This window comes from Desulfospira joergensenii DSM 10085 (genome assembly GCF_000420085.1).
GTDB lineage: Bacteria > Desulfobacterota > Desulfobacteria > Desulfobacterales > Desulfobacteraceae > Desulfospira > Desulfospira joergensenii.
In genome coordinates, this window is record NZ_ATUG01000001.1 from 1462273 (window position 1) to 1478408 (window position 16136).

Here is a 16136-nt window from a genome sequence, read left to right on the forward strand (position 1 = left end):
TACGATTCGTTGTTGTAGCAGGCCGGGAAGAGAAAACAGAGCAGAATAGCCGTGGGCAAGGTCAGAAAACCTCAGGTTTTCCATTTTTGGGCAGGCCGCTTGATCTTTTTATCCCGCCCGGCAGCAAGGCGTTACCAGGTGCCGGACGGGGTTCCAGGAACAGGTCCCCGCAGGGAGCCTTTTTTAATTGGCCATGTTTTATTTATCAGGCAGGCGGATCACCAGCACGGGAATTTTGCTCTGGCGGACCACTCTTCTGGCTGTGCCGCCGATGAGACCGTCTTTGAGGATATTGTAACCCCGATTGCCCATGACGATCATATCGGCCTCGGCTTTTTTTGCCCCGTGAAGGATCTCTTCCGTGGGATTGCCTTTTTCGATGATGATATCATCTACAAGCAAAGGGCAGGATTCAATCACCGAACCCATTTCTTGGCAAAAATCCTCAATCCGAGTTTTGATTTTCTCGGTAACGTACTCATATTTTTCAGCAATGAGCTTTTTCCACCTGTCTTCTCCCACGACGTCGTGAACCAGGTTTTCCATGGATGGAAGCATGTCTTCCATGACATGGAGGATGGTGATTTTGGCATTGTAGCGCCGGGCCATATCCGCTGCATAACCAAAGGCGAATCTGGCGTTCTCGGAAAGATCGGTTGCATAAAAAATTTTTTTAATTTCAGGAACCATACTGCCCTCCTTTTGTTATCTGTCCAACGACAAACCGGAGCTGCAGAAATCCTCCTACCCAGCCTTTCCGGCTGTGTTCACCGGATGGGGACCACTTCCAGCCAGTACCCGTCCGGATCATTGATAAAATAGATTCCCATTTCCGGGTTTTCATAGCAGATACAGCCCATCTCCTTATGGAGTTCATGGGCTGCATCATAGTCATCGGTTTTAAATGCGACATGGAATTCTTCGTCGCCCAGGTCATAGGGCTGTTTCTGGGACGCAAGCCAGGTCAGTTCCAGTTTATTGGCACTGGAACCGTCCCCCAGGAAAACGATGATATAACTGCCGTCGTCTGCTTCCTTTCTTCTGATTTCCTTTAAACCCAGGGCCTTTTCATAAAAGACCAGGCTCTTATCAAGGTCCAGTACATTGATGTTGAAATGGTCAATGGTAAAATTCATGATTTTTCCTCTTTTGAGAGTTATCCGGTTTCTTTTGATTGAAAATAATCACTATTTTACTTTATTCAATTTTAAAAACGGGATTCATTCCGGTATTTTCCTCAAAAATCCAGGGTTTTGCCGGGCCGCTTTCCCGAAATCGAATCAAAAGGTTAAAAAATAAATTTAATATATTTTTATTATTAATTTTTGCTTTAAAATGAAAATAAATATTATTTTTTTCATAATATTTATTTTTAACCCATAAAAAGGCTTGGCGTTTATTCCGGCTTTATGATATGATTTTTTTAATATGAGAAGAAAGGGAGCCCAGACACTTCCGGCACCTTCTTCCTGCTGCCGGAAACAAGGGCATATAATTCTCTTACCCCCTTCCGCCGGCAATCCCCCTCTTCTTCAGATTAACCTTAATAGGAGGTTAAAACAAGATGAACCAAACAATGAAAGCCCTGGTCAAGTCCAGGCCTGAACCGGGTCTCTGGATGGAGCAGGTCCCTGTCCCTGCCATCGGGCACAACGAAGTCCTGATAAAAATCATAAAAACAGCCATCTGCGGCACCGATGTCCACATATACAACTGGGATAAATGGTCCCGGGAAACCATTCCCGTGCCCATGCACATCGGCCATGAGTTTGTGGGAAGGATTGAAAAGACCGGATCCCATGTCCATGATTTTAAAAAAGGGGACCTGGTCTCGGGGGAAGGCCACCTGGTCTGCGGTCTTTGCCGGAACTGCCTGGCCGGCCGCCGCCACCTGTGCAAGGATACCCGGGGAGTGGGGGTGAACCGGCCCGGGGCCTTTGCCGAGTACCTGGCCATCCCCGTGACCAATGTCTGGTACTGCGATACCAGCATTCCCCTGGATATCCTGGCCTGTTTCGATCCCCTGGGCAATGCTACCCACACGGCCCTCTCCTTTGATCTCCTGGGAGAGGATGTCCTCATCACCGGAGCAGGTCCCATCGGCTGCATGGCCGCTGCCATTGCCAGACATTGCGGCGCCCGGCATGTGGTCGTCACAGACGTCAACCCCTTCCGCCTGGAACTGGCCGCCAGGGCCGGTGCCACCCGGACCCTGGACGTAACCCGGGAAGAGATCAAGGATGTCCAGAAAGAACTGGGTATGAAAGAGGGGTTTGACGTGGCCATGGAGATGTCAGGCAATCCCGCGGCCCTGGCCTCCATCCTGGACAACATGTGCCACGGCGGGAAAATCGCCCTCCTGGGCATCATGCCCGAGGAGACAAAGATCGATTGGAACAAGGTGGTCTTCAACATGCTGACCATCAAAGGCATTTACGGCAGGGAAATGTATGAAACCTGGTATAAGATGACCTCCATGATCCAGACCGGACTGGACATCTCGACCCTGATCACCCATAACTTTCATTATACCGAGTTTGAAAAGGGGTTTGAGGTGATGCGGTCGGGGAAATCGGGGAAGGTTGTTTTGGAATGGGAGTGAAAAAAGCGAAAAGGCCAAAGCCAAAAGTCTAAAGCCTTATAAGGAAAAGACATGAGTTCTTCATTTGAAGGATTGGAAGTTTGGAAAAAATCGTGCCGGTTGGCTGTTAAAGTTTATAAGATTTTAGCCGGCTGTAAGGACTTTGGCTTGAAAGACCAGATGCAGAGGGCTGCCGTTTCCATTCCCTCTAACATTGCCGAAGGAAAGGAACGGAATTCTGATGCAGAATTCAAACGCTTTCTAAAGATTGCCAAAGGCTCTGCCGCAGAATTACGAACGCAGCTTTATATTTCCAAAGAAATTAACATCATCTCAGAAACCGTCTCAAAAGAACTCTTAAGGGAAGTCAAAGAGATCTCAAAAATGCTCCAAGGATTGATATCATCTGTATAGATAGTCGCGGCATGCCTTTAGACTTTTGCCTTTTGACTAATAAACACGGAGAAAATTAATGGCAACAGACAAATTAGATGCAAGCCTGGAAAAAGAAATAGGTGAGTTGAAGGATGAAGGCCGGGCCAAATCCCGGGAAAGGATCATTGAAGCCTATATCCCGCCAAGAGGAGAGTTCGGTCCCAGGTACAGGCTTGCCGGAAGTGACAAAGAATTTATCCGGCTCAACTCCAACTCTTATCTCTCCCTTTCCAATCATCCGGACCTGATCCGGGCGGCGGATGAGGCCACCCGTGATTTCGGCGTGGGGCCCGGGGCGGTCCGGTTCATTGACGGGACCTTTGCCCATCATGCAGCCCTGGAAAAACGGGTGGCCCGATTTGTGGACAAGCCGGCCGCCAAGATCTTTAATTCCGCATATACCTCCAACTGCGGTCTGGCCCTGGCCATTTCAAACAAAGCCACCCACTGGATCGGGGATCAGCTCAATCACAACTCCATTATCCGGGCCATGCGGATCTCCAACATTCCCAGCCCCAACAAGGGCATCTTCAAACACAACGACATGGATGACCTGAAGCGCTGCCTGGACGAGGTTGGGGAGGATATGGAGCGGGTGGTGGTGATCTTTGACGGCATCTTCAGCATGAGGGGGGATTATGCTCCCATTGACAAAATTGTCGATATCTGCCGGGACTATGAGGGCAGATTCAGGGACGGGGTGGTAACGGTGGTGGACGATTCCCACGGCATCGGAGCCTACGGGGACCGGGGCCGGGGCACGGCCGATTATTGCGGGACAACGCCTGACATCATCGTGGGGACATTCGGCAAGGCCTTTGGGGTCAACGGCGGATTTATCGCGGCCAGCAATGCCGTTGTTGAGGCTGTCCGGCAAAAGGCAGATACCTATATCTATACCAACCCCTTGAGTGTGGCCGACTGTGCCGCGGCGGTCAAGGCCCTGGACATCTGCGACAGCGATGCCGGACTGGACCGCCTGGCCCGGCTCAAACAGCGGACCCGGCAGTTCAGGCAGGGGCTTGCCGGCCTGGGCCTTGAATCCATTGCCGGCCCCCATCCCGTGGTCCCCCTCATGGTCCGGGAAACAGCCAAAACCCATGAACTGGTAAAATATCTGTTTGACAACGGGGTTCTGGTGGTGGGGCTGACCTTTCCCGTTGTACCCAAAGGGGATGAGACCATCCGGTTCCAGATCAATGCGGCCCATACCGAGGCAGACATCCATTCCGTCATTGAATTGTTAAAGAAATTCAAATAGAATAGGTGAAAAGGAAATAGACATTCAATGTTTGAAGCCCTGGCGGCTTTCCATGACGTTCGGCTTTAGACTTTTGGCTTTGGACTTTAATTCTTCAGGCTGATGCTTCCATGGATGATCAAGATATTCTAAAAGGCAAAAGGATCCTGGTGGTGGATGATGAGCCGGACATCCTGGAAACCATTGAAGAGCTGCTCTTCTTGTGTGAAGTGGTTCCGGCAGCCAGTTTCAGCGAGGCCGTAGCCTGTTTAAAGACCGGCCAATACGATGCCGCCATCCTCGACATCATGGGAGTTCAGGGATATTCCCTGCTAAAGATCACCAACCGGCTGGACATTCCCTCCCTCATGCTCACCGCCCACGCCCTGACCCCGGACAATCTAAAGGAATCCCTTGAAAAAGGGGCGGATGCCTATGTGCCCAAGGACAAACTGGTGGATATTTCACTTTTCCTGGCCGATATTCTAACGGCAAGAAAACAGGGGAAACAGGCCAATTTTACCTGGTTTTCCCTGCTTGACCCTGTGTTTGACAGGTTGTTCGGAACAGATTGGAGAAAAAACGATCCGGATTTCTGGGATGAGTTTGACGAAAAACAGCTGGATGCCAGGGATGATATCCAGAAAATGGAATGAGGTGGATACGGAGAAGGGGACTCTCCACTCCCGGATCTGACTTTAAACGGGAATTTTAACGATAAATTCGGCCCCTTTGCCCCGGTCAGACTCCAGGGCCATGTCCCCGCCCATATCCTTTAAAAGCACCATGACCCCGGCCAGGCCCAGCCCGTGGCTGCAGATGGCATTTTCAATGGAACCTCCCGTGGTAAAATAGGTTTTAAAGATCTTCTGATGGTCCGAAGGCGCTATTCCCCTGCCGTCATCCCTTACCCTGAGCACCAGGCGCCTCTCCTTGAGATTCCCCTGGATTTCTATTTGTTCGACCCTGTGCTTTAGGGCGTTGGTCGCCAAATTTCTCAGGATCTGCCTGACCTTTGCCGCATCCTGGCGGACAACCGATTCCCAGGTGGCCTTGGTAAATTTGAGTTTCACCCCCACCTGCCTGACCGCCCCGAGGAGTTCATCATAATCCTGAACCTTGCGGATGATTTCAGCGGCATTGGGGTCGGCCAGATCAAAGACCTCCACCAGCACCGCCCTTACCAGGGAGGACACGGTGAAATCCGAATAGTTCATCACCCCCTCCCTGGACCGGCCCAGTTCCAGGACATCATTGACCAGACGCTGGGAGGTCAGGGTATTTCGGATGATCCGTTTCAAAACCTTGATCTGTTTGTCCGTAAGCGGCCCATAGGCATCCTGCCGGTTGAGAAGGGACTTGGCCCCGGCGTCAATGACGGAAATGGGCACCTTTAGATCGTGAATCAGGATCTCGGTCTTGATGGGGGTGTCTGGCATTTTGAATCCCTTAAAATCCTTGCTTTTTCGATCAATGATTTTATATAGTAATCTCAATTGCCGCAACCGGTTCCATGGTGCAGGCGATCTTACTTTTAACAGCGGAGCGGTTCAAAATTTATCATCATTTATACGGGGATCAACCGGGCTTGTAAAGTCTTTTGGGGTTTTTATGAAGAAGGACGGGGATGAAGCGGCCTCACTGAAAAAACGGATCAGAGAACTGGAAGAAGAAAACCAGTCCCTGAATAAAATCATCCAAACGGCCCCCATCCCCATCTTTGTTCTGGACCGGGATCACAGGATCACCCATTTCAACCGGGCCCTGGAAGAGCTGTCCGGATTTTCCTCCCGGGAGATGATCGGGACAGATACCCAGTGGAAAGCCTTTTATGCCAAGAAGAGACCGGTCATGGCCGACCTGATCCTTAACCGGTCCTCGGATGATGAAATCCTGGCCCATTACGGGCTCAAGTACAATAAAAGCATGGCTGGCAAGGGACTGTTTGCTGCCACGGATTTTTTCCCGGATCTAGGACCGGAGGGCCGGTGGCTCTATTTTACGGCCGCCGCCGTTACCAATTCCAGGGGGGAGATTGCCGGCGCCGTGGAAACCCTCCAGGACGTGACCGAGGAAAAGATCAAGGAGAAGCAGGTCACCGAACTCTACCGCATCTACCGGCAGATCCTGGAGTTTGTCCCCTATCCCATCGTCGTATATGATGACCATGGACTGGTCTCATACGTGAACCCGGCCTTTTCCAAGACATTTGGCTGGGCTCTGGACGAACTTTCAGGCAAACCCCTTCCCTTTGTCCCCGAAGATCTGATGCAGGAAACCTATGATATGCTGAACCGGTTCAGGGAGAACCGGAAACTGACCCGGTATGAAACCCGTCGCCTGACAAAGGAAGGAGGAATCCTGGATGTGGTGATCTGGGCGGTTTCCCATTCAGGAGACAAAGAAAGTTCGGCCCAGAACTTTGTCATCCTCAGGGACATCACCGAAGAGAAAAGACTCCAGGCCAATAACCGGACCATCATGAGGATCAGCGCCGCCCTTCCCGAATACCCTGAACTGGAAGATCTCATGGACTATATCACCCGGGAGGTCAAGGAACTGGTGACCGCGGAAGGGGCCGTGGTCCTTCTCCATGACGAGATCAAGGGAGATCTTTTCTTTCTGGGAGCCTCCTACGATGACGCAGGCACGGAAAAAAGGGCAAGAAAAATCCGCTTTGCTCCGGATGAGGTCCTGGCGGGCAAGGTTCTGAAAACCGGAGAACCGGCCATGGTCAACAATGCCGACGCCACATTAAAGGTCTATCCCGAGCGGGACCGGAAACTGGGGTATGAGACCCGGTCCATCCTCTGTGTCCCCATCAAAAGCGACTCCCGCATCATCGGCGTGCTCTGCGCCATCAACAAAAAGCTGAGCCTTTTCAACGACAAGGACCGGGAGCTCATGACCATGATTGCCGGGACCGTGGCCATCTCCATTGAGAATGCATGGTTCTCCGACGCACTCAAAGATGCCTACCGGGATGTGGCATCCATGAACCGGGCCAAGGGCAAGGCCATCAACCACCTTTCCCATGAACTGAAGACCCCGGTGGCCGTCCTGACCGGCTCCCTCCAGATCCTGAGGAAAAAAATCTCGGCCCTGCCCGGGGCCGCCCTGGAATCCACCCTGAACCGGATCGAGAGAAACCTGGGCCGCATCGTGGAAATCCAGGAAGAAACCTCGGACATCATGGAGAACAAGGGATATTCGGCCCGGGCCATGCTGGTAAAGATGCTGGAAACCTGCCAGGATGAGCTGGAAACCCTGATCGAACACCATCTGGTTTCGGCCTGCCATGACCCGAAAGCGGCAAACCCGGCCCCCGGCCTACCCCTTGACCAGGTCCTTGACCGGATCAGAAAAATCATTGATCAAGAGTTCGGCCCCAGGGCCATGACCTACAAGAACATTGATTTCAAAAAGACCCTGGATGAGCTCCTGGAAATCATGGGCCGGGAATTCCATTTCAGAAATTTAGAGATCCGGATTCACACGGATGCCCCCCTTCCCGAACTGGTATTCCCAAAAGACGTCTTAAAAAAGATCATGGCCGGGCTCATCAAAAACAGTGTGGAAAACACTCCTGACCTGGGCCGCATCGAGATCCGGGCCGAGAACCGGAAGAACGGGATCCTGTTCCGGATCCATGACTTTGGTGTGGGCATTGAAGAGGAGGACCAGAAAAGGATCTTTGAAGGCTTTTTTTCCACCCAGGAGACCCTGTTTTATTCCACCAAGACCCCCTATGAGTTCAATGCCGGAGGAAAGGGAATGGAGCTGCTGCGCATGAAGCTATTTTCCGAACGCCTGGGATTTACCTTGAACATGGAATCCAAGAGGTGTATCTATCTGATGGAAAATCCCGATGAAGAGTGTCCCGGGGACATCTCCAGATGCCGGTTCTGCAAGAGCCAGAAAGACTGTCTTGATTCGGGCCACTCCATATTTTCCGTTTTCTTTCCCATGGAAGACTCCGGGGAGAGAAAAGGGTGAAAAATAAAAAAAACTTTGACAAACCAGGGGATTTTCCTCTATTAGAGGAATTAAGACTGAGCGCTCGTTCTGATTTTTGTATGTTGTGCTGACCTAAGAAAATGAAGATATAAGATTATATACCAGCGATTTGTAAAGACAAACCGATAATTTTATTAATCTATGTGCCGGGAGTACAAGGGGTCCATGAGTCGTCTGCATGATCTGACATTTTTTGACATCTATGAAAAAAACGGGCGGATTTTCAAAGACAGATGCGCGATTCACTGGGAGGGACAGGACATCTCCCACAAAGCCCTGCTTACAAAAACCCGGCAGCTGGCATCGGGTCTTGGCAGCCTCAACCTTGAGCCCGGGACCCGAATCGCGGTGCTGGCCAAGAATCATCCCCTTTTTTTCCATCTTTTCGGTGCCGCATCCGCACTCAACCTCTGCCTGGTTATGATCAACCGGCGCCTGAGTAAGGATGAAATCAGGCATATCATCCAGGACACCACCCCTGAGCTGATCATCTGCGACAGCGGGATGGCCGGCCTGGCCGCTGATCTGGGTTCGGAGTCCTCCTGGATAAAGCATCAATTTATCATTGACGGCCCGGATGAAAACCTGTCCGGCCTCTATACAGACCTCCCGGATTTCTCCTCCGGAAATGCTTTTCCCAAGGACCCCTTTGTCATCATCCATACGGCAGCGGTCCAGGGGAAACCCCGGGGAGCCGTCCTGAGCCAGGAGAACATTCTCCTGTCCAACCTGCAGGTAATCCGATATTTTAATATCACCGCAGATACAAATCATTTAAATATCCTGCCCCTCTTTCACATCATGGGGATCAACCTGGGCCTTGCAACTCTTCAGGCCGGGGGCAATAATGTCATTCTTGAAAAGTTTGATTCCCAAAAAACCATTGATCTTATCCAGGAGCAAAAAGTCAATCTTTTCGGCTCCTTCCCACCCATACTGGCCAACCTTTTAGACGTCATTGACAAGGGTGCCGGCGACCTTTCCAGCCTGGAAAAAGTCGCGGGTCTGGACTCCCCCGAAACCATTACCCAATGGGAATCCAAAACAGATTCCAGGTTCTGGACCATGTACGGCCAGACCGAGACTTCGGGGCTGATCACCTTTGCTCCATACTTTAGACGACCGGGTTCGGCAGGGGAAATTTCTCCCCTTGCCGATATTCAAATTGCCGATGACTTTGACAATCTTCTGCCCGTAAATGAAACCGGGGAAATTCTTGTCAAAGGCCCGCTGGTCTTCCAGGGATACTGGAATGCCGCTGAACTGAACGCATTTACATTCAGGGAAGGCTGGCACCATACCGGAGACCTGGGCATGATCGATTCAGACGGTTTCCTGTTCTTCAAAGGCAGGAAAGCGGAAAAAGAACTGATCAAGCCCGGGGGCGAGAATGTCTTTCCCGCAGAGGTGGAGAAAGCTGTTCTCCGGCACGAGGCTGTGAAAGAAGTCTGCGTCTTCGGCGTGCCTGATCCCAGGTTCGGAGAGGGCATCAAGGCCGTTGTGAGCCTTCACCCCGGAAAAGATGTGGCCAAAGAGGACCTGATCCAGTTTACAGGGACTCTGATTGCCGGCTATAAAAAGCCAAGATACCTTGAGTTTACAGAAGAACTTCCCAAATCAGATGACGGGACCATTGACCGGGCAGCCGTAAAGAAAGCGTTCTCCTGAACCCTTTTGTTTTACAGCTCTCCTTTTGTCCTTGACACTGAAAATCTGATTTATTATGGGTAGAACTGCCACAGCGTGCTGATTTTTCCAAATTCAGCCCGGGCGGATTTACCCCACAGGACAGGGTCTTCAATTGTTGAACATTTAACACAGGATTGGATTCCATATGGCTTCGTTAAAGATCTCAGACGTCACCCTCTCCTTTGGCGGGCTCAAAGCCCTGTCCAATGTGGACATGGATATTGAGCCCGGCCTGATCACCTCCATCATCGGCCCCAACGGTGCGGGAAAAACCAGCATGCTCAACTGCATATCCGGATTTTACCACCCCACCCGGGGGGAGATCTTCTACAAGGATAAAAAGCTGACCCATGCCTCTCCCCACCAGGTATCCAACATGGGTATTGCCCGGGCTTTCCAGAACCTGGAACTCTTTTCCGGCCTGTCGGTCCTGGACAACCTGCTCCTGGCCCGGCATCAGAACCTGAAGTACTCCTTTCTCCATGCGGTTTTTTTCTACGGAAAGGCCTCCCGGGTGGAAGCGGAAAACCGGACCTATGTGGAAGACATCATCGACTTCATGGAATTGGAGCCCTTCCGGAAAAGCCATGTGGGAAACCTGAGCTACGGGATCCAGAAAAAAGTGGAAGTGGCAAGGGCACTGACCCTGGCGCCGGACATCCTCCTCCTGGACGAACCCATGGCCGGCATGAACATCGAGGAAAAAGAAGACATCGTCCGGTTTGTCATGGATATCCAGAAGGAAAGAAATATCACCGTGATCCTGGTGGAGCACGATCTGGGCGTGGTCATGGATATTTCCGACAGGATCTATGTGCTGGACTTCGGTGAAGTCATCGGGTCAGGAACCCCGGAAGAGGTGGCCCAGAACCCAAAGGTCATTGAAGCCTATATCGGGGAGGAAGGATAAATGAGCCATAATGATCATCTCCTGGACTTTTCCATTCCCCAACTGCTCCGGTGGCGGGTGAACAAGTCACCGAAACGCCCGGCCCTCAGGGAAAAGGACTTTGGCATCTGGAACACCTATACCTGGGAAGACTACTATGACCATGTGAGGAAAACCGCCCTGGGCCTCAGGGCCATGGGCCTTAACAAAGGCGACACCATCGCCGTTATCTCGGACAATATCCCCGAGCTTCTCTTTGTGGCCATCGGCGCCCATTCCATCGGCGCCATTTCCGCCGGGATTTACCAGACCAGTATGCCCGATGAGATCGCCCAGATCCTTCAATACCTTAAGGTGTCTGCCGTATTCTGCGACAACCAGGAGCAGGTGGACAAGGTTTTGGAGGTCAGGACCAAGGTCCCCAACGTCAGGAAGGTGATCTTTGAAGATCCCCGGGGCATGAGGGATTACATGAAAGATGACTGGTTCATCGACATCCGGGACCTCTACGAACTCGGACAGAAGGAACAGGAAAAAAATCCCGGCCTGTTTGAATCCCTGGTGGACGAGGGAAAACCCGACGATGTCTGCCATCTCTGCCTGACCTCAGGCACCACAGGTCTTCCCAAGGGCACCATGATGACCCACAGGAACTATATCAACATGGGGGTCAGGATCACCCAGGTGGATCCCCTGGAATCCACGGACGAGTACGTTTCCTTTCTGCCCTTTGCCTGGATCGGAGAACAGATGAACTCCTTTGGGGTGGCCATGGCCACGGGAATCACCATCAATTTTCCGGAATCCGTTGAAACCAATATGGCCGATCTCAAGGAAATCGGCCCCCATTTCATGTTCGGGGCCCCCAGGATCTATGAGACCATCCGGTCGGAGATCTGGCTGAAAATCGACCAGTCCTACTGGCTCAATAAGCTGATGTACAATTATTTCATAGGGATCGGGCTTGAGGCGGCCAAGTTCCGCATGTCGGGCAACCCCATGCCCCTGGGGCTGAAGATCAAATCCTGGCTGGGCAAACAGATCATCTTCCGCCCCCTGGTCAACCAGATCGGCCTGCTTCGGTTAAGAAGAGCATATACGGGCGGGGCTGCCCTGGGTCCCGAGCTGTTTACCTTTTACCAGGCCATCGGCATCAATCTAAAACAGATCTACGGACAGACCGAGATCACAGGGATCGCCTACATGCACCGGGACGGGGACGTGAGGCCGGACACCGTGGGAAAACCCTTGCCCGGAACCGAATGCAAAATCGCCGAAGACGGGGAGATCCTGTCCCGATCCGCTTCGGTTTCTCCGGGATATTACGAGTTGCCGGAAAAGACCGAAGAACTGCTGGAAGGCGGATGGCTCCACTCCGGGGATGCGGGATTCATTGACGAACAGGGCCATCTGGTGGTCATTGACCGGTTGAGTGACGTCATGCACAACAATAGGGGAGAGATGTTCTCCCCCATGTTCCTGGAAAATGCCTTAAAATTCTCCCCCTATATCAAAGAGGCCGTGATCTACGGCAATAATGAGGATTTTGTAGCCTGTCTGATCAATATCGATCCCATCGTGGTGGGCAAGTGGGCCGAGGACAGGGGGATCTCCTATACGACCTACATGGACCTGTCCGGGAAAAAAGAGGTGGCAGAGCTGATCATGGAACAGGTAAAGGACGTGAATTCCCGGGCGGAAAAAGAGCACTTCAAGATACACAGGTTTGCCCTTCTCTATAAGCTTCTGGATGTGGATGACGGAGAACTGACCAAGACCGGTAAGATCCGCCGCAAGTTTGTCCGGGAAAGATACCAGAATCTCTACGAGGCGCTTTACGACGAATCTGTGGAGACAAAGGAAGTGGAAGCCTCCTTCCAGTACCAGGACGGCCAGTCCACTTCCGTAAAAACCAGCATTGCTTTTTACACGGTGAAAGGAAGTTGAGATGAGCTATTTTTTCCAAATTGTGGTGTCGGGCATTGTGGTCGGGTCGATCTATGCCCTGGCCGCCCTGGGACTGGTCCTGGTATACAAATCCAGCCGGGTGGCCAATTTTGCCCACGGCCAGATCATCGCGGCCGGCGCCTTTATCACTTTTTTCCTTACGGTGGACTTAGGTGTTCCCATTTTCTTTTCCTTCCTGGCCTCCATGATCATCACCTTTTTTCTGGCCATGAGTGTGGAAAGGATTTTCCTGCGCCGTCTCATCGGGGAACCCATTATCTCGGTGATCATGGTGACCATCGGGCTTGCTTCCATCATTGACGGGCTCATCTATCTTACCCCCTTTGGCACGGAAAACTTTTCCTTCCCGCCTTTTTTGCCCACGACTCCCCTGTCCCTGGGAGGCGTATCCATCTCCTGGACCCAGCTTCTGGGTGTGGTCATCACCTTTATTCTCATCGGCGGATTTTCATGGTTTTTCAAAAAATCCACCGTGGGAATTTCCATGCGGGCCGTATCCGACGACCAGATGGGGTCCATGTCCGTGGGGATATCCGTTCCCAGGGTATTCGGCCTTGCCTGGGCAACGGCCGGACTGTCCGGGGCTGCTGCCGGGTGCATCATCGGCAATATCACGGGACTCAATTTTGACACCCTCCACGCTTTCGGAATCGTTGTATTTCCCGTTGTCATCCTGGGGGGACTTGACTCCATCCTGGGAGCTGTGGTGGCCGGGATCATCATGGGGCTGATCCAGCAGTTTGCCTCGGGCTACCTGGACGGTAACTGGGGGCTGAACGGCACCGGGGACGTCATGCCCTATGTAGTCCTTGTCATCATCCTCTTGTTCAAGCCCCACGGTTTATTTGGCATTCACGAAATTGAAAGGGTCTAGCCCATGTCGACAAATTCATGGTTAGCAACAGGAAATTTTAATACGAGTTATAAACAGGAGCAGAAGACCTTCATCACCAGCCTGGACAGGTCTGTTTTCACCCTGTTTCTGGTGGTGCTGTTTGCCTGGCCCCTCCTCTTCCCCCTGAGCAATAAATCCATGTTCGTCATTGATAATATACTCATCGCCATTGTGGCGGTCATGGGGCTGAATCTGGTCACCGGTTTTGCCGGACTGATATCCATCGGACATGCCGCCTTTGTGGGAATCGGTGCCTATACCGTGGCCTCCTTTTGCACGGTGATGGGCCAGAATCATCTCCTGGTCACCCATTTCTGGCCGGTGCTGATCATCATCAGCGGACTGGTGGGTGCGGTTTTCGGGGGGATCGTCGGGCTACCCGCCTTCCGGCTCAAACATCTCTACCTGGCCATCGCCACACTGTCCTTCCAGATGATCTTCCAATGGGTGATCAACTTCATGACCTTTTTCAACCAGGGACAGACCATCAGTGTGGGCCGGGTCTTCTGGCTTACCGGAAAGGTGGGCCGGAAGGATCATTATCTGTTCTGGTACTTTGCCACCTTGACCATTGTGGTACTTTTGGGATTCGGCATCCGGAATCTTTTGAAGACAAAGTACGGCCGTTGTCTGGTGGCGGTCAGGGACAATGACCGGGCCGCAGATGCCATGGGCATGAACCCGGGTCTCACCAAGGTCTACGCCTTTGCCCTGGCCGGCTTTTTTGCCGGGGTGGCCGGTGCCCTGCACGCCTATGTATACCGGGGCGTCGGGTTTGAATCCTTTACCCTGCATGAGTCTGTGGGCTATCTGGCCATGGCCATTGTAGGGGGACTGGGGACCCTGAACGGATCCTTCTGGGGCCCGGTGGCCATTAAATTCCTGGACCTCCAGGTGGAAACCCTGTCCGAGCTTGCCGGACAGTATCTTCCCTCCAGCATGAGCCTTGCAACTGCGTTGAAACCCTTTACTTTCGGTCTTGTGATCGTGCTCTTTCTGATGTTCGAACCCAGAGGAATTGCAAATTGGTGGAGGATCACCAAATCCTATACCAAGCTGTGGCCGTTCAGATACTGACCGATCCCTGGGATCGGCCCCGGCTTTAAAAATATTTTGCGTCATAAACTCAAATCAAGGAGGAGCAGAACCATGAAAACCAAACAATTTTTAAATGCCCTAGTTTTTCTTTTTGTTCTCTGCGCATTCACGATACCGGTCCATGCAGGAGAAGTCTATAAGATCGGCTTTTCCGGCGCCATCACCGGACCCACATCCGATGCGGGCAATCCCCTTTCCAAAGGGGTTGAAGACTGGTTCAAGTATGTGAACGACAACAAGGTCCTGGGGGATGACAAGATCGACTGCACCATCCGGGACGACCAGTACAAGACCGATGTGACCAAGAGAAATTTTGAGGAGTACCTGGATGACGGTATTGTCTTTTACCTGAACTACTCCACAGGCTCCACCCTCGGGCTAAAAAACGACTTTGAAGAGGAACAGATGCCGGTGGCCCCCTCCTCCTACCATGAGGGGAACCTGGTGGATTCAAATTATATCTTTATTCCTGTGGCCACCTATTCGGAAAATGTGGTTGCCCTTGCCGAATATGTCGTCAAGAACCACAAGGGCTCAGACATGCCCAAGGTGGCCATGTTCATCCATCCTTCGGCCTTTGGCCGGGGCCCCCTGGAAGACACCAAGAAAGCCATTGCCTCGGGCCTGAAAATCGAAATTGTGGAAGTGGTTGAACACGGCAAGGATCTTGACAACTCTGCCATGCTCAAGCGCCTCTTAAGCAAGGGCGTTCAATACGTGATCTGCCATACGGTCCAGTCCCCCGTGGCCACCATGCTCAAGGATGCCATGCGGCTGGGAGTCCAGGCCAAATCCTTTGGTGAAAACGGCAAACTGACCTTTCTGGGTGCCCATTACACGGGCGGTTCCGACCTGGTCGCCCTGGCCGGGGAAGCCGCAGAAGGCTTCCTGTGGACCTGCTCCTACAACCTGACCTCCGAGAACAACGAAAAATCCAAAAAACAGCTGGCCCTGGCCAAAACCTACGGCCGGGATGAAAAGGCAGCCAACTCCCACAACTACGCGGCAGGCATCCTCCAGGCCCAGATCCCGACCCAGGCCATTAAAATGGCAAAGGCCGAAGGTCTTGAAGTGACCCCGGCCAACCTGTATAAAATGCTCCAGAAGATGAACGGGAAAAACGCCTGGGATTCCTTTGCGGCGGTGGGTCCGGTGACTTACTCCAACATGGAGCGCATCGGTGTGGATGTGGTCAATATCTACAAGGTTGACGGCGGACAGTTTAAGGCCATCAGCTCCATTCAGTCGGAATTTATGAAAAAGGTCCGGGCAAAGATGTAGGTTCGTCCCGGAAAAAGAATAACACCAAAATCCAAACCCGGCC

The 16136-nt window shown here is 52.1% G+C and carries 14 protein-coding genes; 11 read left to right on the forward strand and 3 right to left on the reverse strand.

Annotated elements, in window-relative coordinates; all coding sequences use genetic code 11:
• Positions 1-198: 198 nt before the first annotated feature.
• Both F608_RS0107375 and F608_RS0107380 read right to left on the reverse strand, forming a co-directional pair.
• Positions 199-690, reverse strand: coding sequence for a universal stress protein (locus F608_RS0107375; protein WP_022664987.1), 492 nt, complete (start codon positions 688-690; stop codon positions 199-201).
• A gap of 77 nt (positions 691-767) precedes the next feature.
• On the reverse strand, positions 768-1136 hold the full coding sequence (locus F608_RS0107380) for a VOC family protein (RefSeq protein WP_022664988.1): 369 nt from the start codon (positions 1134-1136) through the stop codon (positions 768-770).
• 428 nt (positions 1137-1564) lie between these two features.
• Here F608_RS0107380 and tdh point away from each other — a divergent pair, with 428 nt between their 5' ends.
• The 4 genes from tdh to F608_RS0107410 all read left to right on the forward strand — a co-directional run bounded on the left by tdh (position 1565) and on the right by F608_RS0107410 (position 4912).
• Positions 1565-2602, forward strand: coding sequence for an L-threonine 3-dehydrogenase (gene tdh, locus F608_RS0107395; protein WP_022664991.1), 1038 nt, complete (start codon positions 1565-1567; stop codon positions 2600-2602).
• Between the two features lie 51 nt (positions 2603-2653).
• Positions 2654-2995: a four helix bundle protein gene (locus F608_RS0107400; protein ID WP_022664992.1), complete on the forward strand. Its 342-nt coding sequence runs from the start codon at positions 2654-2656 to the stop codon at positions 2993-2995.
• Positions 2996-3053: 58 nt separating this feature from the next.
• Entirely contained in the window at positions 3054-4277 is a 1224-nt protein-coding gene (locus F608_RS0107405) for an aminotransferase class I/II-fold pyridoxal phosphate-dependent enzyme (protein ID WP_022664993.1), read from the forward strand.
• A gap of 110 nt (positions 4278-4387) precedes the next feature.
• Positions 4388-4912, forward strand: coding sequence for a response regulator (locus F608_RS0107410; RefSeq protein ID WP_022664994.1), 525 nt, complete (start codon positions 4388-4390; stop codon positions 4910-4912).
• Between the two features lie 42 nt (positions 4913-4954).
• On the opposite strand, the gene F608_RS0107415 is transcribed toward F608_RS0107410, so the two are convergent.
• Complete coding sequence (locus F608_RS0107415; RefSeq protein ID WP_022664995.1) at positions 4955-5695, reverse strand: sensor histidine kinase; 741 nt, start codon at positions 5693-5695, stop codon at positions 4955-4957.
• Positions 5696-5867: 172 nt separating this feature from the next.
• On the opposite strand from F608_RS0107415, the gene F608_RS0107420 reads away from it, so the two are divergent.
• The 7 genes from F608_RS0107420 (at position 5868) to F608_RS0107450 (ending at position 16093) form a co-directional block, all read left to right on the forward strand.
• Complete coding sequence (locus tag F608_RS0107420) at positions 5868-8252, forward strand: PAS domain-containing protein (RefSeq protein ID WP_022664996.1); 2385 nt, start codon at positions 5868-5870, stop codon at positions 8250-8252.
• A 186-nt stretch (positions 8253-8438) separates the two neighbouring features.
• Positions 8439-9941: an AMP-binding protein gene (locus tag F608_RS0107425; protein ID WP_022664997.1), complete on the forward strand. Its 1503-nt coding sequence runs from the start codon at positions 8439-8441 to the stop codon at positions 9939-9941.
• 166 nt (positions 9942-10107) lie between these two features.
• On the forward strand, positions 10108-10872 hold the full coding sequence (locus tag F608_RS0107430; RefSeq protein ID WP_022664998.1) for an ABC transporter ATP-binding protein: 765 nt from the start codon (positions 10108-10110) through the stop codon (positions 10870-10872).
• Positions 10873-12798 (forward strand): AMP-binding protein, encoded by a 1926-nt coding sequence (locus F608_RS0107435; protein ID WP_022664999.1) that lies wholly within the window; start codon positions 10873-10875, stop codon positions 12796-12798.
• 1 nt (position 12799) lies between these two features.
• On the forward strand, positions 12800-13693 hold the full coding sequence (locus F608_RS0107440; protein WP_022665000.1) for a branched-chain amino acid ABC transporter permease: 894 nt from the start codon (positions 12800-12802) through the stop codon (positions 13691-13693).
• Positions 13694-13696: 3 nt separating this feature from the next.
• Positions 13697-14791: a branched-chain amino acid ABC transporter permease gene (locus F608_RS0107445; protein WP_022665001.1), complete on the forward strand. Its 1095-nt coding sequence runs from the start codon at positions 13697-13699 to the stop codon at positions 14789-14791.
• A 72-nt stretch (positions 14792-14863) separates the two neighbouring features.
• On the forward strand, positions 14864-16093 hold the full coding sequence (locus F608_RS0107450) for an ABC transporter substrate-binding protein (protein WP_022665002.1): 1230 nt from the start codon (positions 14864-14866) through the stop codon (positions 16091-16093).
• Positions 16094-16136: the final 43 nt, after the last annotated feature.